This window comes from Nocardioides plantarum (assembly GCF_006346395.1).
GTDB classification, from domain to species: domain Bacteria; phylum Actinomycetota; class Actinomycetes; order Propionibacteriales; family Nocardioidaceae; genus Nocardioides; species Nocardioides plantarum.
In genome coordinates, this window is the sequence record NZ_VDMS01000004.1 from 472,520 (window position 1) to 496,172 (window position 23,653).

Sequence of the window (23,653 nt, forward strand, 5' to 3'; positions counted from 1 at the left end):
CCGGCGTCGGGACTAAGCCCCGAGACGTCGGCGTTGCCCCGACATGGACGTTCTCGACAGCGTGGTGCTCGGCGCCGGGCAGGCCGGGCTGTCGGCGTCGTACCACCTGACGCGGCGCGGGATCGACCACGTCGTGCTCGACGCCGACGAGACGCCGGGCGGCGCCTGGCAGCACCGGTGGGACTCGCTGACCATGCACGACGTCCACGGCGTCGCGGCGCTCCCCGACGCCACGGCGCTCGAGGCCGACGACGGCGCCCGGGCCAACGTGGCGGTGCCGGCCTACTTCGCGTCGTACGAGCGCGAGCACGACCTGCCCGTGGTCCGACCTGTCCGCGTCGAGCGCGTGCACGACGACGCGGGCCTCCTCGTCGTCGAGGCCGGAGGCCGGTCCTGGCACACCCGCGCGCTCGTCAACGCCACCGGGACCTGGTCGCACCCGTTCGTGCCGTACTACCCGGGCGCCGAGACGTTCACCGGCCCGCAGTGGCACACCGCCGGCTATCCGGGTGCCGAGGCGTTCCGCGGCCTGCGGACCGTGGTGGTGGGAGGCGGGGCCTCCGCGGTGCAGCTGCTCGGCGAGATCGCCCTGGTCACCGACACCCTGTGGGTGACCAGGCGACCGCCTGTCTGGCGCACCGACGACTTCACGCCCGAGGCGGGCCGCGCCGCCGTCGCACTGGTCGAGGACCGGGTACGCCGGGGACTGCCGCCGGCCAGCGTGGTCAGCGTGACGGGACTGGCGCTGCGCGAGCAGGAGCGCGCGGCGCAGGCCCTGGGCGCCTACGACCGGCGGGCCGTGTTCGACTCGATCGGTCCGCGCGAGGTGCGCTGGTCCGACGGGTCCACCGAGCCGGTCGACGCGATCGTGTGGGCGACCGGGTTCCGACCGGCCGTGGCACACCTGGCGCCGCTGCGCCTGCGCAGCCCGTACGGCGGCATCGAGCTCGACGGCACCACCGCGGTGGCCGACCGACGGGTCCAGCTCGTCGGGTACGGGCCGTCGGCCAGCACCATCGGCGCCAACCGGGCGGGTCGTCTCGCGGCCCGCCGGGTGGCCGAGACGCTCGACCTCAGTCGCGACGCCGTCACGGCCTGAGCAGCCGCTCGAGCTCATCGCGTCCGGGGAGGTCGCCGGGCTCCACGAGCTCACCGGACCGCACGTAGTAGAACGCGGCCCGTACCTGCTGGGGGTCGACGTCGTGCAGCTCGGCCCAGGCCAGCCGGTAGACGGCCAGCTGGAGCGGGTCCGCGGTGCGGCCCCGGCTCGTCTTCCAGTCGACCACGAGGTAACCCTGGGTCTCGCGGTAGACCGCGTCGATGCGGCCGCGCACGACCTGACCGTCGAGCACCAGCGCGAACGACGGCTCGACGGCGAGCGGCGGGCGTTCGGCGAAGGGACCCCGCTCGAACGCCTCGATGAGCTCGCGCAGGTCGGCGTCGTCCTCGATGTCGGCATCGCCCCGGCCGGGGAGGTCGTCGGGATCGATCAGCAGCTGCTGGCCGAACCGCGCTTCGACCCACGCGTGGAAGCGGGTGCCGAACCGGGCGGCCGAGGACGGCCGGCGGGGCATCGGACGGGCCAGGTCGCGTGCGAACGTGGCGGGGTCGTCGCGCAGCCGCGAGAGCGACGTGGCCGACAGGCTCGGCGGCAGGGCGACGACGATCTCGGGCGAGCGGTCGTAGGAGGCCTCCTGGACGAGCCGGTCGATCTCATCGTCCCACTGCTCGACACGCTCGAGCTCGAGCACGTCCTCGAGGTCGTCGGCGGCCCGGGGATCGGCCGCGCGGACCCGGGCCGCAGCGTCGTGGCGGCGCTGCACCTCGGCGGTGTGGTGGGAGATCGGCCAGGGTTGGTCGACGACCTGGTCGGCGTAAGGACTCGACTCGCCCTTGACCACGACGTCGCGCCACTCCTCGGGCTCGCCGCCCCACGCCGCCATCGCCTCCCGGGTGCGGTCGAGGTAGGCCGAGGGCCCGAGCCCGCCCTTGAGGTGGGACGCCCACCGCCAGGCCGAGACCCACAGGGTGTGACGTGCGCGGGTCCAGGCGACGTAGCCGAGGCGGAGCTCCTCGAGGGCCTCGTGCGCCTTGGCGCGGTCGCCCAGCTCGAGCAGGTCCGTAGGTGCGAAGCCCGCCAGCTGAGGCAGGTCGCGGGCGTCGCCGCGCAGCTCGGTCGGCATGACCGAGGGCAGGCTGAGCCAGCTCGACCGGCCCCGGTTGTTGGGGAACTTGTTCTTGGTGACGCCGACGAGGAACACGGCGTCCCACTCCAGGCCCTTGGCCCGGTGGACCGTCAGGAGCTTGACCGAGTCGGCCTCGGACGGCGTCGCGACGTCGAGACCCTGGCCCTGCTCGTCCTCGGCCTCGAGCCAGGCCAGCAGCGCGGAGAGGGTCACCTGCCCGTCGGGGGCCTGGAACTCGGCCACCGCCTGGACGAAGAGGTCGAGGTTGTCGCGTCGTGCTGCCGCGGCCGGGCTGACGGACGACGCCAGCTCGACGTCGATGCCGGTGATCTCGATGATCCGGCGCACGAGGTCGAGGATCGGCTCCCCGATCGAGGCCCGCAGCCGCCGCAGCTCGCGGGCCAGCAGCACGAAGCGATCGAGTGCCTCGGTGGAGTAGTCGCCCTCGCCCGGGTCGTCGATGGCGTCGCACAAGGACGCGATCTCGGTCGGGTCACTGCCCTCGACCGCGGCCGCGAGCTGCTCGTGCACGTCGGGGTAGGTCTCGGCACCGGTCCGAGACCCCGCCAGCTCCGCGGCCCGCCGCCCGAGCAGCGCCAGGTCGCGCGGGCCGATCGCCCAGCGCGGGCCGGCCAGGAGGGTGAGGAGCGCGGCGTTGGCCGTGACGTCCTGGACCAGGGTGAGCGTGGCGACGACCTCGGCCACCTCGGGCAGCCGCAACAGCCCCTTCAGCCCGACGATCTCGACGGGCACCTCGCGCGCGGTCAGTGCGTCGAAGACCGCAGCGGCGTGGGAGTTGTCGCGGGTCAGAACGCCGATCTCCTTCCAGACCGGCCCGTCCCGCAGCTCGGCGAGCCGGGCGTGCGTCTCGATCACCCGCTCGCCCAGCCAGGCCAGCTCGTCGTCGTAGGTCTCGTGGACGATGGCCCGGACCTCGCCCGGCGCCGCTCCTGCAGGAGCCTCGAGCGGGAGTAGGTCGGAGCGCAGGGCGTAGAGGTCGGCGGCGAGGTGGTTGGCGGTGGCCAGGATGCGTTCGTCGGAGCGCCGGTTGACCACCAGCGGGTAGGTCGTGCGCGTGCCGTCGGCCGAGGGGAAGTCGGCGCCGAACTCGAGGATGTTGGACACCGAGGCCCCGCGCCAGCCGTAGATCGCCTGGTTGGGGTCACCGACCGCCGTCACCGCGTGGCCACGGCCGGACGCGGAGTCCGGGCCCGAGAAGAGCCGGCTGAGCATGAGCGCCTGGGCGACCGAGGTGTCCTGGTACTCGTCGAGCAGGACGACCTTGAACTTGGCGCGCTCGGTCGCGCCCACCTCCGGGCACGTCTCGGCCAGCCGGGCGGCCAGGGATATCTGGTCGGAGAAGTCCATGAGACCGAGATGGGACTTGAGCCGCCGGTAGGCCTCGACCAGCCCGAGGAGCTCGCCTCGGGCGTCGATCGTCGCGACCGCCTTCTCGCTCCTGGCCCGGTAGGTCTTGCGGTGCTCGGCGGCCAGACCCGCCTCGAGGAGCGGGCGCACGCGGGCGTCGTGCTCTCGCACCTGGTCCGGGTGGACCAGGTGCTCGCTCATCTCGGCGTCGAGCGCGAGGAGGTAGCGCACCACGTGGAGCGGTGAGTCGCTCAGGTGGACCACGGGCCGGGTGTAGCGCTGCATCGCCCGCGCGGCGAGCTGGTATCGGCTCGCGTCGGCGATCAGGCGGGTGTCGGGCTCGTGGCCGATCCGCAGCCCGTGCTCGGTGAGCAGCGCCGAGGCGTAGGAGTGGTAGGTCGAGACGGTGGGCTCCTCGACCTCCTCGTCGTCGCCGGACCGGGGGGCCGAGCGCTCGGACAGGAACCCCGCTCGGCGCAGGCTCTCGCGGATGCGGGTCTCGAGCTCGGCCGTGGCCTTGGTGGTGAACGTCAGGCCGAGGACCTCCGACGGCGCCACCCGGCCGGTGGCGACCAGCCAGACCACGCGGGCCGCCATCACCGAGGTCTTGCCGGACCCCGCACCGGCGATCACCACCGCGGGCCCGAGGGGGGCCGTGATGGCGGCGAACTGCTGGTCGCTGAAGGTCCACGTCTCGCCCAGGAGCGCGCGCAGCTGCTCCGGGGTGTCGAGCCGGGTGTCGAGCGGGTTGGCGACGGCTCGGTGCGGGCGGGGGTCGGTCACGACAGCACCGTCCCGGAAGCCTTGTCGGGACAAATAGCCTTGAAGGTGCACCGGTCGCAGTGCTTGCCCGGTCGGGCCACGAAGTCCTCGTCGCGCAGCGTCGTTGCGGCCTGCGCGAGCTGGAGCTCGACCAGCCGCGGGCCCTCGCCCACCGGCGGCGACTGGTGCTGGACCTTCGGGAGCACCTCACCGTGTCGCAGCTGGACGAGCTCGGCGCCGCCCGACACGACCGCGCCGTCGACGTGGCCGTCTGCTGCCTCGTCAGCGGCCCCGTGGTCGACGGCGAGCTGGTAGAGGCCGAGCTGGGAGTGCCGCTCGACCTCGGGTCCGGTGGGTGGGTACTTGCCGGTCTTGAGGTCGACCACGACGACTCGCCCGTGCTCGTCGAGCTCCAACCGGTCGGCGTATCCGTGCAGGCGGACCACCTGCCCGTCGGGCAGCTCGACCTCCGCGCGCAGACGAGGCTCGACGGCGATCACGGTGCGGGCGCCCGGGCGCGAGTGCCAGGCGACGAAACGGCCCAGGACCGCAGCCACGGCCTCGCGCTCGCGCTCGCCGGACCAGGGGGTGCGGAAGTCCATGCGCGCCCACACCTCGTCGACCATGGTCATCAGGTCGGCGTCGACCTCGAGCTCCTGCTTGGCGATCCGTTCCGCCACGGCGTGCACGATGGTGCCGAAGCCCTGGCTCGTCGAGCTGACCACCGCTCCCCCGGCCTCGCGGCTCAGGAACCACTGCGCCGGACAGGTGAGCAGTCCTTCGAGGGCACTCGCGGACAGCGTCAGCGGCTCGTCGGCGGGACGGACCGGTCGTGTCGAGCGGCTCGGCGCCCGGAGCCCCCACCAGGACGAAGGATCGGCCTGGGGCGCGACCGGGTGGCCCTGGACGTCGGTGTCGGCGAGCCGACGCAGGCGTACGGCGGCCGCGCGACGCATCGGCTCGCTCTCACCCGGATCGGCGACGACGCGGCGCAGCTGGGCGACGAGCCCGGCCATCGACAGTGGACGCGGTGGCCGGCCGATCCTGTGGTCGGGACGCGCGCCGAGCTCGTCGAGAAAGCGGGAGGGCTGCTCGCCGTCGTCGTCGGGTGAGCGGACGGCGGTGACGACGAGCCGCTGGCGCGCCCGGGTGACGGCCACGTAGAACAGTCGCCGCTCCTCGGCGAGGATCGCGCGCCGCGTCACCGGCTCGAGCAGCTCGTGACGTCCGATCCGGTCGGCCCCCAGAAGCGAGTCACGGCGGCGCAGGTCGGGCCAGGCGCCTTCCTGCACGTGGGTCACCACCACCAGCCGCCACTCCAGGCCCTTGGCCCGGTGGGACGTCAGCAAGCGCACCGCCTCGCCGCGCACCCCCCGCTCGGCGAGCGTGTCGGCCGGGATCTCCTGGGCGCGCAGGGTCTCGATGAACGAGGAGACACTCGTGTGGCCCTTCTGCTCCTCGGCCCGGGCCGCGGTCTCGAACAGCGCGCAGATCGCGTCGAGGTCGCGGTGCCCGAGGCGCGCGGCCTGGCCGCCGGTCTGCGTCGCCGCGCGCAGTCGCCGACCCCAGTCGCTGCCCTCCCACACGGTCCAGAGCACCTCCTCGACCGTGGCGTCCTGCTCGAGCGAGACGCGGGCCTGGCTCAGCAGGTTCGCGAGCCGCAGCGCACGACGTGCGGCCTCGCCACCGATGCCGTCGAGCAGTGACGGGTCGAGCACCGCGCGACGGAGCAGGTCACGGGGACGCGCCTCGGCGTCGCGGGCGCGCAGGGCGCGGGTCAGGGAACGTACGTCAGTGGCGTCGAGCCCACCCAGCGGCGAGGTGAGCAGGCTCTCGACCCGGTCGGCCCCGACGAAGTCGACGTGCGTGGGGTCCTCGATGTCGGCGTGGACGACGACCGCGAGCGCCGAGAGCAGCGGCACCACGGCCGGCTCGCGCACCAGGGGCGTGTCGTCGCTGGCCACCTCCACCGGCACCCCGGCGGCCGACAGCGATCGCCGCAGAGCGGGGATCGAGGCGCGACCCGAACGCACGAGCACCGCCATGTCGGACCACGCGACGCCGTCACCCAGGTGGGCGCGGCGCAGCAGGTCGGCGACGTGCTCGGTCTCGGCCCGGGCGGTGTCGAACGTGAGGACCTCGACGGTGCCGCGGCCCAGACCGTGTGGCGCGGCCTCCGGGTTGCGGAACTGGGAGTAGGCGGACGCGGGGATGGACCCGGTCACGCCGATGGACGCCGCCACGGTGCGCGAGGCCCGGAGCAGCCGAGACCCGAACCGTCGGGTGGTGCCGAGCGCGATGACCCGGGCGGGCTGGCGGTCCTGGGTCGGGAACTCGGCCGGGAAGTCGAGGATGCCGCGCACGTCGGCGCCGCGGAAGCCGTAGATCGACTGGTCGGGATCGCCGACGACGGTGAGGTTGCCGCCGTCTCCGGCCAGCGCCCGCAACAGCGCGACCTGGCTGGGATCGGTGTCCTGGTACTCGTCGACGAAGACGTGGGTGAACTGACGTCGCAGCTCGGCCCGATGACGCTCGGCCTCGATCACCCCGCGCGCGATCAGGTCGGGGTAGTCGATGGCGGCCTGGTCGCCGAGCACGTCGAGGTACTGACCGAGGAACAGACCGGCCGCCTCGAACTCGGGCACCCTCTCGCGCCGACCGAGCTCCACGAGCTGGTCGGGGTCGAGGCCACGCTCGCGCGCCCGCCCGATCACCGACTGCACCTCGCGCGCGAAGCCCCGGGTGCCGACCGCGGCGCGCAACCCGTCGGGCCAGCGCACCGACTCGGGCGCGTCGGTCAGCAGCTCCTGCAGGACGACGTCCTGCTCCGGCGCCGAGAGGAGCCGCAGGGGCGAGACGTAGAGGTCGGCCGGGGAGTAGCGCCGCACGAGGCCGTAGGCGAAGGAATGGAACGTCGAGCTCAGACCGGTCGACATCGTGCGACCGAGGCGGGCGGTCACCCGGTCCCGGAGCTGCTCGGCGGCCTTGCGCGAGAACGTGAGCGCGAGGACCCCGTCAGGGCTCGCGTGGCCCCCGTCGATGCGGTCGACGATCGCCTCGACGAGCGTCGTCGTCTTGCCCGTGCCGGGACCGGCCAGCACCAGCAGCGGTCCGTCCCGGTGGTCGACCACGGCCTGCTGCTGCTCGTCGAGGAGCGGCACCTCGACGGCCGGGTGCTCGCGCACCAGGCGGTAGCTCGCCGACGCAGCGGCGGCCGCGGTGTCCCTCGTGGTCATGGCTCCACCCAACCAGCCACCGCCGACAGCGCCGCGCCCCCTCAGCGAGCCAGCTCGAAGTCGGCGAAGTCGAACCCGGGTGAGACGACGCACGACACGAGGGCGTCGGCCGTACCCGGCAGCGTGCGCTGCCACTCCCCCGCCGGTACGACGGCCTGCGCGACCTCGAGAGGGCCGGTGCCGACCACGTCCACCCGGCCGGCGACCGGCCGCCCACCGGTCCCGCCGTGCTGCAGCCGCACCGCGCCCGTGTGGGCCAGCCACACCTCGTCGGACCGCACCCGGTGCCACGCCGATGCCTCACCGGCCACGAGAAGGAAGTGGATCGCCGTCGCCGTCGGTCGCACCCGGCCGTCGGGCAGCGTCACCTCCACCGGTGAGCGCCAGGTCTGCCGGTACCAGCCGCCCTCGGGGTGTGGCTCCAGGTCCAGCCTCTCGGCGAGCGGCGGCTTCGTCGACCCGTCCCTCGAACCCATGACCCGATCATGCCGTGATCTCCCGACACCCGACACCCGACGACGCAGGCGGGGACGTCCCGGGCGAACCCGGGACGCCCCCGCCGAGGGTGCGTCGCTCAGTCGGACGTCAGTTGACCTTGACGGTGCGGTTGGCCGACGCGCTCTTGACCGAGAGGTCGTTGCCGAGGAACACCCCGCGCAGGACGTGGTTGCCCTTGCGCAGGGTCACCGACACGGTGCGGCTGGTGGTGCTGCCCGTCAGCGTGAACCGGCGGACCTCCTTGCCGTGGTCGGTGATCTTGACGATCCGGTCGCTCGGCACCGGGGCGGTCAGCTTGATCGTGACCCGGAAGAGCCGCGGGCCGACCTTGGTCACCGACAACGCCGTGGTCGACGCCGACTTGGCCACCCTGACGCTCACCGGCGCACTCGCAGCCGGCAGGAACTCCGCGGAGTCCGGCGTGAAGACCGCGGTGTAGGACCCGTTACCGGGCCGCAGCACGGCCTTGACGGAGGCCGACCCGTCGACCACCGCGGCGGACCCGACCTCGCGGTCGGTCGCGTCGACGATCGTCACCTCACCCGACGGCGTACCGCCCTCGGCGGTGACGTCCACCGTGAAGGTCGTCGACGTCGGGTAGGTCACCGCGGCAGGCGCGGACAGCGTCACCGTCGTGCTGTCGGGACCGGCCACCCCGTCACCGGACGGACCGGCCCAGAAGATCGCCCGGGCCGCCTGGGTCGCCCCGGCCTTGAAGTGGGTGCGGAAGAAGACCGACGTGCCGAACACGAACGCCTTGGCGCCGGTCGGACCGACCGCCGAGACGGCCGAGGCCTGGCCGGCCGCGTCCTGCGGCCCGTTGGCGACCGGCTGGCCGCCGCTGGTGCCGCGACGCCAGTGGCCGGCGAGCATCGGCGACGCACCGAAGGTCTGCTCGACCTTGGCGTTGCCGCTCAGGCCGGTGAACCAGTAGGCCGGGTAGACGAACGAGGTGTCCCCGGCGTACGGCGCCAGCACTGACCCGGCGGGCACGTCGACGTCGACGATGCCGTTGCCGGAGCTGTTGCCGTTGACCGTGGTGCCCGTGAGGATCCCGTAGGTCGAGGCGACGGTGAGAGCCTGGTTGGTGCGGCCCACGATCGAGCGGCCGCTGTCGACGAACGCCTGCACGGCGGCGCGACCGGGCGAGCCGGCCGCCTGGGTGAAGGAGCCGCCGATCCAGAGCAGGTCGGCGTCCTCCAGACCCGTGGGCGTGCCGTTGGTGGCCGCGGTGTTGACCCCGGCTGCGGTCACGTTGACGAGGTCGTCGAAGCCGAGCTCGAGCAGGGACAGCTTGTCGTCCTGGGTGCCGACGTAGGCGACGGTCAGGTCGGTCAGACCCTTGGTGGACTCGGCGTCGAGGGCCTCGACCTCCTCGTCGGTGGCGACGTCGACCGCGACGTCGTAGGTCTCGGAGACAGCCTCGACGGCCGCCCGGTCCTCGGGTCCGACGACCAGGGTGCCGTCCTCGAGCAGGGACACCTCGACCTGGTCCTCGAGCAGCGCGTTGAGCGCCTTCATGTCGGCGACGCCGGCGGACTCCAGCGTGAGGTAGCCGCTACCGGGGGTCGAGGCCAGCGGCGTGGGGGCGGTGACCGGCTCGACGTCGCCGATGGCGGCGTCGGTCGTCAGGCCGACCTTGTCGACGCTGGCGCCCCACAGGTAGGAGTAGCTCCACGCCGAGATGTCGTACATCGACGGCAGCTTCTGCGAGATGTCGTCGCCCAGGTCGAGCAGCGAGTTGGCCAGGCCGCGCTTGGCCTGGTGCAGGTCGACGACGTAGCTGCCGGCCGGGTAGGTGGTCTCACCGACGGTGGTGTCGGCGGTGAGCCGACCGACCTCGATGTCGTTGAAGAGCAGCTGGCGCACGAGGTTGTTGGCGTCGGAGGCCGAGCGCTGGTCGTCGCCGACCGGGATGACGTAGGCGCGGGGCAGGGTCACGGGCTCCTGGTCGTCGGTCACGTCCCACAGCTGCTTCCACTGCTGCGGGCCGGGGATGTCCGCGAGGTTGGCGGTGGTGACGGAGGTCTTGGGCTCGCCGAGCACGCCGCGGCGGAAGACCTCGATCTGGTTGAGGAGCATCGCGCGGGCGTTGGTCGTGTTGTTGAGGTAGCCGACCATCGACTCGTAGGTCTTGACCGCGACGGCCTTGTTGATCGCGGCCCGCTCGGGGGTCTGCCGACCGCCCGCGGCGCCGCGGGTCAGCGGCAGCTCCACAGTCGAGGTCGAGGCACCGAAGAAGGCGGCGTACTGCGCGGTGAAGATCGGCGGGAAGTCGTCCCAGCCGGACGGCGTGTCGCGGTAGGGGATCTTGATGTGCGCGGTCTCGGCGCTGGTGTTGGCCGGGACGACCTGGCCGGTCGTGGTGTTGAGGTAGGTGTTGCCCGGGATCGCGGCGGCGACGACGTCCTGCTCGACCTGGAGTGCGAGGGCGTAGTTGTGGGGCAGGTAGACGTCGTACTCGTAGTTGCTGCCGTGGGGCGGGCCGGTCGGCTCCACCTGGAGCACGCTGGTGTAGCCGTGGAAGTCGGCGCTGTAGATCGGCTGGATCGCCTGCGCGGTGCGCACGAACGACTTCGTCTCCGGCGTCGTGTTGGTGATCAGGTCGCGGTTGGGGTCCAGGCCCAGGGCCGTCGCGCGAGTCGCCAGGGTGCGGCCGTCCGGGTTGAGCGACAGCGAGAAGTAGAGCCGGTTGTTGCGCAGGATCGAGCCGACCTCGGACGTCGGGGCGTGCACCAGCTCGTCGATGTAGGCCATCGCCGCGTCGGTGCCCTCCCACTCGTTGCCGTGGATGTTGTTGCTGAACCAGACCGGGGTCTTGTACTGCCCGAGCAGCGTCGTGTCGGCCGCGGCGGCCACGGGGTCGGTCGCGACCTTCTCGCGCCACGCCGTCTGCCGCGCGGTCTCCGCCTCGCTCTCCGGGGCGGTGACGGTGACCAGGTAGAGGTCGCGCCCCGCGGTGGACTGACCGACGACCTGCGCCGAGATCCGGTCGCTCTCGCCCATCCACTCGTTGAGGAGCGGCGCGAGGTCGGGGTGCCCCAACAGCTTCGGGGTCAGGGCGGCGTCGTCCGGGTTGTCGCGGTAGAGCGGCAGCGTCGGCTGGGAGGGGTACGACGTCGGCATCTCGATCGGGTCACCGGCGACGGGTGGGTCGACCCGGGCGGCCCGGCGGACCACCTCGGCCCGCTCGACCGGCGAGACCGTCGTGGCGGTGCCGGCGCCTCGGCCGCCCGCCGTCTGGGTGGCCGAGCGCGAACCGCGCTTCTCGGCCTCGGTCTCGGCCGGGTCCGCACCGGCTTCTGGCACGGACATGCCGGTGGCCAGCAGGGTCGCGCCGGCCAAGCCGGCGAGCATGCGAGTGGTTCTCAACGAGCTCTCGTTCCTGTCGTGGAAGTCGTCCGGAACCGGACTTGTCTGACAATCCACGATGGGCCCCCGGCGTGTCACAGGTCGGGACGAATCGTCTCGCTATTCAGAATCAACATCGCGTTTCGTCGCGATGACGACCGACCGCAGGCTCGTAGGAAGACGCGGCACCTCGGGGCCGCCGTCAGGCGTCGGGGGTGCGCTCGTTGTAGGCGCCCGCCTGCTCCTGGCCCGACAACCCGGCGATCGCCGCCATCACCTCGTCGGTCAGCAGCCGCCGCGCCTTGCCCAGGGGGACGTCGTCGAACCGGCCGGACACCTCGATCGGCTCCCCGAACGCGACGGTCAGCGGCACCACCCGCGGCAGCCGTGATCCCACGGGCTGGACACGCTCGGTGCCGACCAGGCCCACGGGCACCACCGGTACCCCGGCCGTCAGCGCGAGGTGGGCGACCCCGGTCCGACCGCGGTAGAGGCGGCCGTCGCGCGAGCGCGTCCCCTCGGGATAGATGCCGAAGGCGTCGCCGCGCCCGAGCACCTCCAGCGCGACGTCGAGCGACGCGATCGCGGCGCGGGTGTCGTCGCGGTCGACGGGGAGCATCCCGAGTCCCTCGAACCACGCCCGTTGCAGCGCCCCGCGCACTCCGGGCCCCTCGAAGTAGTCGGACTTGGCGAGGAACACCACGTCGCGGGGCACGACGACCGGGATGACGACCGAGTCGACGAAGCTGAGGTGGTTGCTGGCCAGGATCACCCCGCCGGTGCGCGGCACGTGCTCGAGCCCGGTGACCGTCGGGCGCCAGACCGCCTTGGCGAGCGGGGGCACGACCGCGTGCAGGACCCGGTACATGACCACCGCCACAGTCTGGCGGTTACCGGTGGGTCCACCGAACGCATCCAGTCACCGGACGACCGGTCGACCCGGGGTGACGTCGGTCCGGCAGCCGGTCACGGGATCGCAGGCGCGCCGGACTCGTGGGCCACGATGTCGCGCGCCAGGCTCTCCCACTGCGCGTAGGCGTCGGGGCAGCACGACCGCTGCACCTCCTGGGCGGCCACGGTCACCGAGAGCGACTCCCAGCCGGCGATGTCGGTCAGGCCGGCGTTGCTGGTGTGCGTCGCGACGCCGTAGAACGCCTTGCTGGACAGCACCGCGTCCTGGATCTCCGCGACCGTGCCCCAGCCCTGCGACGTGCGCTGCTGGAAGAGCCCGACCGAGTCGCGGTCGCCGTAGTCGATGTTGATCAGCGTCGACTCCTGCATCGCGGTCGCGAGAGCGATCACCCAGCCGTACTCCGGGATCCCGGCACCCTTGCCGACCCCGATGATCGTGCGGGAGTTGGCCTTCTGGGCGTCGGACAGCGAGTCGTACGTCGTGCCGGGCGACCCGCCCCCGCTCGACCCGCCGCCGGTGCCGAGCAGCGCGGTCCAGGTGGCCGGACCGACGATCCCGTCGGCGTCGAGCCCGTTCGCCGACTGGAAGCTGCGCACCGCGGCGTCGGTGCCCGGCCCGAAGTCGCCGTCGGTGTCGATCGTGGCGCCGTGCTTGACGAGCTGGACCTGCAGGGCCTGCACCGCGGTGCCGGTGCTGCCCTGGCTGAGGGTGCTGACGAGCCTGCCGAACGTGTCGGGCCCGGCGGCGCCATCAGCAGTCAGCCCGACCGAGCTCTGGAAGGCCGTCACCGCGGCCTCGGTGCCGGAGCCGTAGGCGCCATCAGCGGTCGTGGAGAACCCGCGCGAGGTCAGCAAGAACTGCAGCGACGTCACGTTGGCGCCGCTGGAGCCGTTCTGCAGGGTCGGGTACGTCGCGGCGTACGACGGGGCCGCCGTCGCGACGAGGAGCGTGCTGACGAGGGCGATGAGGACGACCAGGACACGGCGCATACGACCACCACACCAGCCGACACCGGCGAGAGGTAGCGGGCAATCCCTCGTGACCGGCCCGGCTGAGCACGGGTGCTCACCCGACCTGAGCCATGGGAACCGGCCACGGGGCCGCCCCGCGGTGGTCCGATGTCCCCATGCTCACCTACGCCGACACACGCGTGTGCCCGTCCTGCCGCGAGCCCCTCCCCCAGCCGACGTCGCCCGACCACCGCTGCAGCACCTGCGGCGTCGCCGTCGGACACCCGTTCGCGGCCGACGTGTTCGTCGCCCTGCAGCGGGTCGACACTCTCGTCGAGCGGCTGCGGACGACCGTCGCACCCGTCGCCACCCCCGTGGTCGTCCCTCTGGTCGCACCGACCGCCGCTCCGACCGCCGCTCCGACCGCCGCTCCGGCCGTCGCTCCGGCCGCCACCTCGCCGTCCTCCCCGGTCGTCCCCCCGCTCGTCATGCCGACGCGCACCGGGGTCCGGACCTCCTCGGTCCCCGCGGTCCTGCTCAGCCTCGGCGCGCTGTGCCTCCTGGTCGCGGCGGTCATCTTCCTCGCCGTCGCCTGGAGATGGCTCGGCGTCGGCGGGCGCACCGCCGTCCTGGCCGCCCTCACCGTGACCGCCGCGGCCGGGGGCCTGCTGCTGCACGGCCGTGGCCTGCGGATCGCCGGCGAGGCGCTGGTCTCGGTGTCCCTCGGCCTCCTCGTGCTCGACGTCCTGGGCGCCGAGCGGTCCGGGTGGATCGGCGGCGCCGACGGCCTCGACACCGCCGGCCTGGCCCTCGCCACCGGTCTGGCCCTCGCCGCCGCCGGTGGGCTCCTCTCCGCCGTACGCCGCGCGCCTGCCGGCCGGCTCCTGGCGCCCCAGGTCGCCGTGGTCCTCGGGCTGTTCGTCGCCCAGGCCGCGCTGCCGTCGTACGTCGGCCACCCCCTGCTGATCGCCGCTGCCGCCACCCTCGGGTTCGTGGCGCTCGCCGCCGCAGCCCGCCACGGGCACGGACTCGCGGTGACGACCTGGGCGGCGCTCGCCGCGGCGACCCTGACCTGGCTCGACCTCACCCTCAGCGCGCTGATCCGTCTCGAGGACCTCCGGGCGCTCAGCGCCCACCACCTGTGGACGTCCGAGAGCGGCATCGCACTGCTGGTCGCCGCCCTGCTCCTCCTGGCACCGCTCGCCGTCCGTCGCGACGCGGCCCTGGTCCAGGTCTGCGTCACGGCGGCCGCCACGATGACCTCCGGGGTCGTGGCGCTCCCGGTCCTCGACAACGGCACCACCGCCATCGGGGTCGCCTCCCTCGCCCTCGGCGTGCTGTGGACCCTGACGGCGTACGCCGTCCCCCGCGGCTGGGTGGCCGTGCCGGCGGTCCCGGCGGCACTGGCCCTGTGCCCCGTCGTGCTGATCGCCGTCGGCCTCGGCGGACAGGCCCTCGAGTCGGCCCTGACCCCGACCGACGCGCTGCACCTGGACCCCGGCGACCCGGTCGGCTCCCCGGCCCTGCTGGTCCCGGCCGTCGTGGCCGTCGTCGCGCTCCTGCTCGCCCTCGTGCCGCAGGCGGCGCGACAGGGCACTGTCGTCCGCCTCGCCCTCGGCGCCGGGCTCCTGGCCGGTGTCGCGACCCTTGCGCTGCACCCCGTCCCGCTCTGGACGGTCGTCGTGGCCCTGGCCGCGGTCGCAGCGGCGTACGGCGCCGAGGCGCTGCGCCACGACGACAGCGCGGCCGTCGCACAGACGCTCGCCGCCGGCGGCCTGCTCCTCGCCGGGCTCCTCGTCGCCGCACCGAGCACCGAGCTGCAGCTCGTCCCCCTCGCACTCCTGACCGCGCTGGCGGGGAGCGTCCTGGCGGTGGGGCGCTTCGCCTCTGCGGCCGAGCTGGGCGGGCTCGCGCTGCCACCGGCCCTGGCCGGGCTGACGTGGGTGCTCGGCGACCTCGCCGGCCTCGACGGCTACCGCGCCGTCCCCGTGCTCGTGGTCCTCGCGGCCGTCGCCATGGCCGTCCCCCGCCTCGAGCTCGAGACGACCACGGGCCTGGCCGGAGCCGTCGCCGTCGTCACGGCGATCCCGCTCGCGAGCGACGAGACCGTCAGCCTCGCGCTGCACCTCACCCTCGCCGGGGCGCTGGTGGTCGTCCACTCCCTGGTGCACCCGTCGCGGCGGCCGCTGGCCTGGGCGGGGACCGCGCTGCTCGTCCTCGCGACGTGGGTCCGGCTGGTCGACCTCGGGGTCCACGCCCCCGAGCCCTACACGATGCCCACCGCGATGCTGCTGGTCGCGTTCGGCCTGCACCGGATGCGGCGCGACCGCGACGCGTCGACCGCCCTCGCCCTCCTCCCGGGACTGGCGCTCGCGACCGTCCCGAGCTTCCTGCAGGTGCTCGCCACCGACCCGGTCTCGACCCGGGCCGCCCTGCTCGGCGTGGGCTGCCTGCTGCTCGTCGTCGGGGGCGCCCAGCTCCGCTGGAGCGCACCGCTGCTCGTCGGCGCCGTCGTGGGTGGCCTGCTCGTGCTCGTCGAGCTCGCGCCGTACGCCGTGCAGACGCCGCAGTGGGTGGTCATCGGCCTGGCCGGCACCACGCTCGTCGCCGTCGGCATCACCTGGGAGCGACGGGTGCTCGAGCTGCAGCGGGCCGCGCACTACGTCGGCCGGCTGCGCTGAGCCGGTCCCCCGTCAGTCCCCCGGCTGCCAGAACGCCGCGACGATGTCCACCGCGACGCCCGAGCGTCGCAGCGGGGTCCCCTCCTCGAGGTAGCGCTGCCGGGCCTCGTCGTGATGACTCGGGGGCAGCGAGCCGTCGGCCCGCACCACCCGCCACCACGGGACCCCGGCGCCGTGGCGGGCCATCACGTTGCCGACGAGGCGGGGGCCGCTGCCGACGACGTCGGCGATGGCGCCGTACGTCGTCACGCGGCCGCGCGGTACGGCCTCGACCAGGGCGAGCACGCGCTCCACGAAGTCCTCGTCGGCCCGCACCACGCACGCGACGCTACCGAGCCTGCCGTCGTGCGGACAGCACGAGACCCCGTACGCCGTGGGGCGGACGGGGTCTCGCGTGCTCAGGCGGAGGCTGACCCCCCCGGTCACAGGACCGGGTTGAAGGGCTCCGTGCCGAGGGCCAGCCGCAGACCGCTGATGCCGGAGTGGGACTGGGCGTAGGCGAGCTCCTTCGCCAGGTCACCGATGTTGTTGGACAGCGGCAGCGGCGCCAGGCCCAGGGTCGACAGGGTGCCGACCGCCTTGCCGTCGGCGCTGACGAAGGCCGAACCCGAGTCACCGGGCACGCCGGGGGTCACGGTGTAGAGCGGGTGGCTCCACCCGCCCGCCGCGGCGTCGTCACCGAGGCTGATGCCGGTCTTGGGCGAGAGCGCGGTGACCCCGGCGCGCAGGCTCGAGTTGCCGTAGGACCAGACCCGGTCACCGGCGGCGGTGCCGTCGGTGTCGATGCCGGTCGGGCCGCCCCAGAACGGGATGGTCGGGTTGACCTTCCCGGCGTCGGCGGTGCTGACCTTGACCAGCGCGAAGTCGTTGTAGGCGCAGGTGGTGGCGTCGGTGACGCCGCGGGCCCGCATAGTGCGCCACGAGCTGTAGACCAGGGTGCCGGTGCCCAGCTGGGTGCCCTCCGAGACCAGCGAGCCGCCCTTGTTGAAGGTGACCTTGGTGCCGAGCGGCACCGACTCGTTGAGGCAGCCGTCGGTGTCGGTGGCCTCACCGAGACCGGCGCAGTGGGCGGCGTACCCGACGTAGACCCCGCCGGAGGCGTCGGTGAAGACGAAGTTCCCCGTGCACTGGGCGCCCTGGGTGTACATCTGCACCCCGGGCGTGATGGTGGCGCTCGAAGCTGGGGCGAACGACGTGGCGCGCGCGGCCGCGGCGCTGCTGCTCGGGGCGGTGCCGGCGAAGGACGTGCCCACGGCGACGGCGGTGGCGGCCGTGGCGACGGCGATCTTCATGGAGAGACGCATCTGCTGGTGGATCCTCCCGATAGGCCGTCCCGCACCGAGGCAGGGCGGACGTGGTCGTGTGACGGGAGCAACGATCCTGGCCCGGACGGGTTACGGGGCCCTGGTCACGCCTGACCAGGGCCCCGTCCCGAACGGGCGGTGCGCCGAGGGGCCGGGAGCGGCCCTCGACGTCAGTAGCTGGGCTGCGAGGGGTCGACCTGGTTGACCCAGGCGACGACCCCACCACCGACGTGCACGGCGTCGTCGTAGCCGGCGCCCTTGACGATGGCGAGCGTCTCGGCCGAGCGGACGCCGCTCTTGCAGTGCATGACGACCTGGGTGCCGGAGTCGACCGGCGGCAGCTGCTCCAGCGCCGAGCCGTTGAGGAAGTCGCCCTTCGGGATCAGCACCGACCCGGGGATCCGGTTGATCTCGAACTCGTTGGGCTCGCGGACGTCGACCAGCACGAAGTCACGGGTCCCCTCGTCGCGCTCCTTGAGCATGTGCTCGAGCTGGACCACCGAGATGGTCGACCCGGCGGCCGCGTCGGCCGCCTCGTCGGAGATGGCGCCGCAGAAGGCGTCGTAGTCGATCAGACCGGTCACCGTGGCGTTCTCGCCGCACAGCGCGCAGTTGGGGTCCTTGCGGACCTTGAGCTTGCGCCACTCCAGCTCGAGGGCGTCGTAGATCACCAGCTTGCCGACGGCGGGGTCGCCGATGCCGGTGAGCACCTTGATCGCCTCGTTGACCTGGATCGAGCCGATGCTGGCGCAGAGCACGCCGAGCACACCACCCTCGGCGCAGCTGGGCACCATGCCCGGCGGCGGGGGCTCGGGGTAGAGGCACCGGTAGCACGGGGCGTCGGGGCCCGAGTGGGGCCAGAAGACCGACGCCTGGCCGTCGAAGCGGTAGATCGAGCCCCAGACGTAGGGGATCTTCAGGAAGTACGCCGCGTCGTTGACCATGTAGCGCGTGGCGAAGTTGTCGGTGCCGTCGACGATGAGGTCGTAGCCCTCGAAGACCCGGAGCACGTTGTCGTTGTCGAGCCGCTCCTCGTGGAGCACGACGTTGACGTAGGGATTGGCCTCGAGCACCGACTCCTTGGCCGAGATCGCCTTGGACCGCCCGATGTCGGACTGCGTGTGGATGATCTGGCGCTGCAGGTTGGACTCGTCGACCTCGTCGAACTCGGCGATGCCGAGGGTGCCGACGCCGGCCGCCGCGAGGTAGAGCAGCGCCGGGCTGCCCAGGCCGCCGGCCCCGATCACCAGCACCTTGGCGTTCTTGAGCCGCTTCTGCCCGGTCATGCCCACGTCGGGGATGATGAGGTGCCGGCTGTAGCGGCGTACCTCGTCGATGGTCAGCTCGTCGGCCGGCTCGACCAGGGCGGGAAGGCTCACGGGGTTGCTCCTTGGGGGTCTGCGGGTGGTCCAGCGCTCGCGCATCCGCTGCGCGCACTGCTGGAGCTACTGGAACGCTCGTCCAGCGCCCCATTGTTCCCACCGCCGCCCGGCGCCGGGCGGGGCCGGTCCCGCCATCCGGACCCGCGGGTAGGGTTCGCTCGTGGCCACGACACCCCCCGAACTCGATGGCGCGCGCCCGCGCGGCGGTCGCCTCCCCCGCCGCGAGCGACGCGTCCAGCTGCTCGAGTCGGCCCTGGAGGTGTTCGTCCAGCACGGCTACCACGCCGCTGCGATGGACGACATCGCCGAGCGGGCCGGGGTCTCCAAGCCGGTCCTCTACCAGCACTTCCCGGGCAAGCTCGACCTCTATCTCGCCCTGCTCGACTCCTCGTGCGACGCGGTGATCGACAACTGTCGCGTGGCGCTCGACTCGACCCACGACAACAAGCAGCGGGTGGCGGCCGCCATCGACGCGTTCTACGACTACGTCGGCAAGGACACCGGCGCCTTCCGGCTCGTCTTCGAGTCCGACCTGACCAACGAGCCCGCCGTACGCCAGCACGTCGACCGGGTCACCTCCGAGTGCGCGTCGCTCATCGCGGCCGTCATCCACGACGACACCGGCCTGCCCGATCCCGCGTCGCGGCTGCTCGCCGTGTCCCTCGTCGGCATGGCGCAGGTGAGCGCCCGGTTCTGGCTCGCCGAGGCCGGCGGCATCGACCGCGACCAGGCCACGGCGCTCGTGTCCGGACTGGCCTGGCGCGGCATCCGCGGCTACCCGCTCACCGACTGACGACCACCCCTGTGTGATCCTGCTCAGCAGGGTGTTCCACGCCCAACGGCACCCGTACGAACCCGCCAGCACCGCGACAGAAGGAGCCCTCCCATGGAGGTCAAGATCGGCGTCCAGCACTCCCCCCGCGAGCTCCTGGTCGACACCGACGACACGCCCGAGGCCGTCGAGAAGCTCGTCGCCGAGGCCGTCTCGGGCGAGGGCGTCGTGACCCTCACCGACACCAAGGGCCGCAAGGTGATCGTCCCGGCCGCCAAGATCGCCTACGTCGAGATCGGTGGCGGCGTCGCCGGCACGGTGGGCTTCAGGTCGTAGTCGGTCGGGACGCAGCCCCACGTCGGTCGAGGTGCGAAGGCCGCCAGGCCTGAGCCTCGAGACCCCCGCAGTCGAGGCCTCCACCTCACCGCCCGATCCTCGAGCGGTGAGATAGCGACCGGACCCCGGCGGGGAAGCGTCGCCAGCTCACCGCCCCCGAAGGCTCGGAGTCGAGGACCGCGAAGACGCCCGCGCCGGCCTCGCGGCAGGCCTAGCTGTCGAGGCCGAGCTGAGCCATCCGGTCGGCGTGCCGCTCGGTGAGCCGGGTGAACATCCGACCCAGGGCCGCCAGGTCGAGACCCGGGCGGTCGACCCCGCCGGTGAGCAGCGCGGTCAGCGAGTCGCGGTCGGCCGCGACCCGCTGGGCCTGGGTGAGGGCCTCGCCCATGAGCCGGCGGCCCCACAGCGCCAGCCGGCCGGCCACCGTCGGGTCGGCGGCGATGACGCTGCGGACCCGGTCGACGACGAACACTGCGTGCCCGCCGTCCTCGTCCATCGAGGAGACGACGAGGTCGCGGGTGACGGGGTCGAGGAAGGCCGCGATCTCGCGGTAGAAGTCGTCGGCCAGGCCGTCGCCCACGAAGGCCTTGACCAGGCCCTCCAACCAGTCGGAGGGGGCGGTGTGCCGGTGGAAGTTGTCGATGGCGTCGCCGAACGGCGCCATCGCCTCGAACGGATCTCCCCCGAGCTCGCTGACCCGCTGGTGCAACGGTGCGACCTTGCCGAGCTCGGTGGCCGCCATGCTCGCCAGGGCCATCTTGTCCTGCATCGTGGGCGCCAGCTTGGCGTCCTCGGCGAGCCTCTCGAAGGCGGTGATCTCGCCGTACGAGATGACCCCGAGGAGGTCGATCACCGCCGCCCGGTAGCCGGGGTCGTCACCGGCGACGCCCGGGTCGGACGCCGGGTCGGAGACCGGGTCGGACACCGGGTCGATCCCGCCAGATTCAGCCATGCGCGCACCCTATCGATACAGTGGGCCCAGGAGCCGGTCGCCGTACGCCGCGACCAGCCCCCGTATGTGCGCGGTTGACTCCGCCCTTCAGGCTCCGTGAGTCGGCCGCACGATGCGATCTGTCGGCGCGGTTGCGCCGGCCGTCCGGCCGAACCTCATCGAAAGCAGAACGCTGTGACCAGCGAGACCCCCGAGAACATCGACAGCACCGACACCCCCGACGCCCCCGTGGTCGACGAGACCCGCGAGGGCTCGGAGGGATCCGAGACCGCGGCACCCCGCGAGGCCGTCACCTTCCGTGACCTGGGTGTGCACCCCGAGATCTGCTCCGCGCTCGAGCGCGCCGGCATCGTCACCCCCTTCGCCATCCAGGAGATGACGCTCTCGGTGGCCCTGATGGGCACCGACCTGATCGGTCAGGCCCGCACCGGCACCGGCAAGACCCTCGCGTTCGGCATCCCGGTGCTGCAGCGCAGCGTGTCGCCCAAGGACCCCGACTACGCCGACATCCCCCAGGGCAAGCCGCAGGCGCTCATCGTCGCCCCGACCCGTGAGCTCGCGCTCCAGGTCTCCAGCGACCTCACCCTGGCCAGCGCCGACCGGGGGCTGCGGGTCCTCACCGTCTACGGCGGCGTCGGCTACGACGAGCAGCTCGACACGCTCAAGGACGGCGTCGACATCGTCGTCGGCACCCCGGGCCGGCTGATCGACCTGGCCCAGCGCCGCTCGCTCGACCTGTCGCACGTGCACGCCGTCGTGCTCGACGAGGCCGACGAGATGCTCGACCTCGGCTTCCTGCCCGACGTGCAGCGACTGCTGTCGATGACGCCCGAGACCCGCCAGACCATGCTGTTCTCGGCCACGATGCCGGCCGCGATCGTCACCCTGGCGCGCACCCACATGCGGCACCCGATGAACATCCGCGCCGAGTCGTCCTACGACACGACGATGGTGCCGGCGACGGCCCAGTTCATCTACCAGGCCCACGACCTCGACAAGCCCGAGATCATCGGCCGGGTCCTGCAGGCCGAGGACGCCGACAAGATCATCGTCTTCACCCGCACCAAGCGGCAGTCGCAGCGCATCGCCGACGACCTCGCCGAGCGCGGGTTCAGCGCCTCGCCGCTGCACGGTGACATGGCCCAGGTGGCCCGCGAGAAGGCGCTGACCAAGTTCCGCGAGAACAAGATCCGGGTGCTCGTCGCCACCGATGTCGCCGCCCGCGGCATCGACGTCGCCGGTGTCTCCCACGTCATCAACTACACCTGCCCCGAGGACGACAAGACCTACGTCCACCGGATCGGCCGCACCGGCCGCGCCGGCGCCACCGGCACCGCGATCACCTTCGTCGACTGGGCCGACCTGCACCGCTGGAAGATGATCAACAAGACCCTCGACCTGCCGTTCGACGAGCCGCAGGAGACCTACTCGACGTCCGAGCACCTCTACCACGACCAGGGCATCGCGCCCGGCACCAAGGGCCGCATCGTCGACGCCGCACCGGTCGAGCGCAAGCCGCGCGAGGACCGTGGCGGGCGGGGCGACTCCCGTGGCGACCGTGGGGGCGAGCGTGGGGGCGACCGCAAGCCCCGCGAGCGCACCGACCGCAGCCGGACCCGCACCCGTGGTGGCTCCCAGGGCCAGGGCGCGGCCAGCACCGACGGCCCGGTCAGCACCGGTGACAGTGCAGCCGTCGTCGTGACCGAGGGCTCGACCGGGGGCGCCAGCCGCAACCGCCGTCGCCGTCGCTCGCGCAGCGGCGGTGGGTCGGGCGAGGCCTCGGCTCCCTCGGCCACCTCTTCCGACGCCTGAGCCTCCACGCAGGCGACACCACGGACCAACCACCGGCGCCCGGGCCACGCAGCAGCGTGGACCCGGGCGCTCGTGCGTCAGGCCGTGGTCGCCCCGGCGCGTCGGATCGAGGTGACGCCAGCCGGCGCGGCCGGACCGACCTGCCCGTTGCGGAGCAGGGTGCGCCACTTGGCGCGCGAGTAGGTCGCCGGCTGCGTCGTACGGATCCAGTCGTGGAGGATCTTGGCGAACCTCTCGGGATGGTCCTTGTGGGGGAAGTGCCCCGCGTTGGGGATGACCTCGATGCGCGCCTTGGGTGCGAGGGCGGCCGCATTGCTCGCGTGGCGTACCGGGATCACGTGGTCGTCGCGGCCCCAGACCACGGCCATGGGCATGGCGTCGGTGAGGTAGGCCCGGTCGGCCATCGTGACGATCTGGCCCTTCCAGTCCACGACTGCCCTGACCACGTGACGGATCGCCGCGCGGGCATGCGGGTCCTTGAAGGAGTCGTAGATGTCGGCGACCTCGCCGAGGTCGCGCGTCGCCCTCAGTCCCGTCGAGGAGGCCGCCTTGAGCCCGGCGACGCCGACGTGGCGCACGACCGGGAGCGTGAGCAGCCCCATCACCTGGTGGAAGCCGGGCGAGGTGATGGCACGGATGCCTGGTGACACCTCGGGCCCGAGACCGCCGGAGGCGACGAGCATCATCCGCTCGGTGCGCTCGGGGAACTGGTAGGCGAACTGCATCGCGACACCGCCGCCGAAGCTGTGGCCGACCACGGTGACCTTGTCGATGTTGAGGACCGTGAGCAGGTCGCGCATGCCGTTGGCATAGCCCCCGACGCTGTAGTCGGCACGCGGCTTGGCCGACTCCCCGTGACCGAGCAGGTCGGGTGCGATCACCGTGTAGCGCTTGGCCAGGGTGTCGATGACGGGCTCCCACGTGGTGTGGTCGCAGCCGAGGCCGTGGAGCAGGAGCAGGACCGGGCCCGAGCCGACCCTGACGTAGGCGCGGCGGTGGCCGTGGATGGTGACGTGCTGCACCTCGTGGCGCTTGTCGCTCATGCCGAGCCCCCTCCGTCGACGGCAGGCTCAGGATTCAACCAGACCTCGCACCTCGTTCACACGCTCCTGAGGGTGTCACCAGCCCTGACCCGGTCGACCATCGGTCC

16 protein-coding genes are annotated in these 23,653 nt (G+C 72.9%); 5 read left to right on the plus strand and 11 right to left on the minus strand.

Annotated features, from left to right (window positions below; all coding sequences use genetic code 11):
• Positions 1 to 43 precede the first annotated feature (43 nt).
• Positions 44 to 1,099, plus strand: coding sequence for an NAD(P)-binding domain-containing protein (locus tag FJQ56_RS18440; RefSeq protein ID WP_140011042.1), 1,056 nt, complete (start codon positions 44 to 46; stop codon positions 1,097 to 1,099).
• Here the strand turns inward: FJQ56_RS18440 and FJQ56_RS18445 are convergent.
• The 6 genes from FJQ56_RS18445 to FJQ56_RS23090 form a co-directional block, all read right to left on the minus strand.
• The gene (locus FJQ56_RS18445; RefSeq protein WP_140011043.1) at positions 1,089 to 4,337 is read right to left on the minus strand and encodes an ATP-dependent helicase; all 3,249 of its coding nucleotides are present in this window, start codon (positions 4,335 to 4,337) and stop codon (positions 1,089 to 1,091) included. The genes FJQ56_RS18440 and FJQ56_RS18445 overlap by 11 nt on opposite strands.
• Positions 4,334 to 7,552 carry an ATP-dependent helicase gene (locus tag FJQ56_RS18450; protein WP_140011044.1) on the minus strand — a complete coding sequence of 1,073 codons (3,219 nt, stop codon included), beginning with the start codon at positions 7,550 to 7,552 and terminating at the stop codon, positions 4,334 to 4,336. Before FJQ56_RS18450 ends, FJQ56_RS18445 begins: the two co-directional genes overlap by 4 nt.
• A gap of 41 nt (positions 7,553 to 7,593) precedes the next feature.
• Positions 7,594 to 8,028 carry a cupin domain-containing protein gene (locus FJQ56_RS18455; RefSeq protein WP_140011045.1) on the minus strand — a complete coding sequence of 145 codons (435 nt, stop codon included), beginning with the start codon at positions 8,026 to 8,028 and terminating at the stop codon, positions 7,594 to 7,596.
• A gap of 109 nt (positions 8,029 to 8,137) precedes the next feature.
• Positions 8,138 to 11,407, minus strand: a complete 3,270-nt coding sequence (locus tag FJQ56_RS18460; protein WP_211351158.1) for a M14 family metallopeptidase — start codon at positions 11,405 to 11,407, stop codon at positions 8,138 to 8,140.
• Positions 11,408 to 11,603: 196 nt separating this feature from the next.
• Entirely contained in the window at positions 11,604 to 12,269 is a 666-nt protein-coding gene (locus tag FJQ56_RS18465) for a lysophospholipid acyltransferase family protein (RefSeq protein WP_140011104.1), read from the minus strand.
• Positions 12,270 to 12,367: 98 nt separating this feature from the next.
• Complete coding sequence (locus FJQ56_RS23090; RefSeq protein WP_140011046.1) at positions 12,368 to 13,303, minus strand: peptidoglycan-binding domain-containing protein; 936 nt, start codon at positions 13,301 to 13,303, stop codon at positions 12,368 to 12,370.
• Between the two features lie 137 nt (positions 13,304 to 13,440).
• Between FJQ56_RS23090 and FJQ56_RS18475 the strand changes: the two genes are divergently transcribed.
• A complete protein-coding gene (locus FJQ56_RS18475; protein WP_140011047.1) occupies positions 13,441 to 15,945 on the plus strand; it encodes an SCO7613 C-terminal domain-containing membrane protein in 2,505 nt (834 codons plus the stop codon).
• Between the two features lie 12 nt (positions 15,946 to 15,957).
• Here FJQ56_RS18475 and FJQ56_RS18480 read toward each other — a convergent pair whose 3' ends face one another.
• The 3 genes from FJQ56_RS18480 to moeZ all read right to left on the minus strand — a co-directional run bounded on the left by FJQ56_RS18480 (position 15,958) and on the right by moeZ (position 18,628).
• Positions 15,958 to 16,263, minus strand: a complete 306-nt coding sequence (locus tag FJQ56_RS18480; protein ID WP_342776489.1) for an MGMT family protein — start codon at positions 16,261 to 16,263, stop codon at positions 15,958 to 15,960.
• A 104-nt stretch (positions 16,264 to 16,367) separates the two neighbouring features.
• Positions 16,368 to 17,249: a hypothetical protein gene (locus FJQ56_RS18485; RefSeq protein WP_140011048.1), complete on the minus strand. Its 882-nt coding sequence runs from the start codon at positions 17,247 to 17,249 to the stop codon at positions 16,368 to 16,370.
• A gap of 170 nt (positions 17,250 to 17,419) precedes the next feature.
• Positions 17,420 to 18,628 carry an adenylyltransferase/sulfurtransferase MoeZ gene (gene moeZ, locus FJQ56_RS18490; protein ID WP_140011049.1) on the minus strand — a complete coding sequence of 403 codons (1,209 nt, stop codon included), beginning with the start codon at positions 18,626 to 18,628 and terminating at the stop codon, positions 17,420 to 17,422.
• A gap of 163 nt (positions 18,629 to 18,791) precedes the next feature.
• On the opposite strand from moeZ, the gene FJQ56_RS18495 reads away from it, so the two are divergent.
• The gene (locus FJQ56_RS18495; RefSeq protein WP_140011050.1) at positions 18,792 to 19,424 is read left to right on the plus strand and encodes a TetR/AcrR family transcriptional regulator; all 633 of its coding nucleotides are present in this window, start codon (positions 18,792 to 18,794) and stop codon (positions 19,422 to 19,424) included.
• 93 nt (positions 19,425 to 19,517) lie between these two features.
• Positions 19,518 to 19,739 carry a DUF3107 domain-containing protein gene (locus FJQ56_RS18500; RefSeq protein WP_140011051.1) on the plus strand — a complete coding sequence of 74 codons (222 nt, stop codon included), beginning with the start codon at positions 19,518 to 19,520 and terminating at the stop codon, positions 19,737 to 19,739.
• A 211-nt stretch (positions 19,740 to 19,950) separates the two neighbouring features.
• Here the strand turns inward: FJQ56_RS18500 and FJQ56_RS18505 are convergent, their stop codons facing one another.
• Positions 19,951 to 20,691, minus strand: a complete 741-nt coding sequence (locus FJQ56_RS18505; RefSeq protein ID WP_140011052.1) for a ferritin-like fold-containing protein — start codon at positions 20,689 to 20,691, stop codon at positions 19,951 to 19,953.
• 309 nt (positions 20,692 to 21,000) lie between these two features.
• On the opposite strand from FJQ56_RS18505, the gene FJQ56_RS18510 reads away from it, so the two are divergent.
• On the plus strand, positions 21,001 to 22,503 hold the full coding sequence (locus FJQ56_RS18510) for a DEAD/DEAH box helicase (protein WP_140011106.1): 1,503 nt from the start codon (positions 21,001 to 21,003) through the stop codon (positions 22,501 to 22,503).
• Positions 22,504 to 22,580: 77 nt separating this feature from the next.
• On the opposite strand, the gene FJQ56_RS18515 is transcribed toward FJQ56_RS18510, so the two are convergent.
• Entirely contained in the window at positions 22,581 to 23,546 is a 966-nt protein-coding gene (locus FJQ56_RS18515) for an alpha/beta fold hydrolase (RefSeq protein ID WP_140011053.1), read from the minus strand.
• Positions 23,547 to 23,653 lie beyond the last annotated feature (107 nt).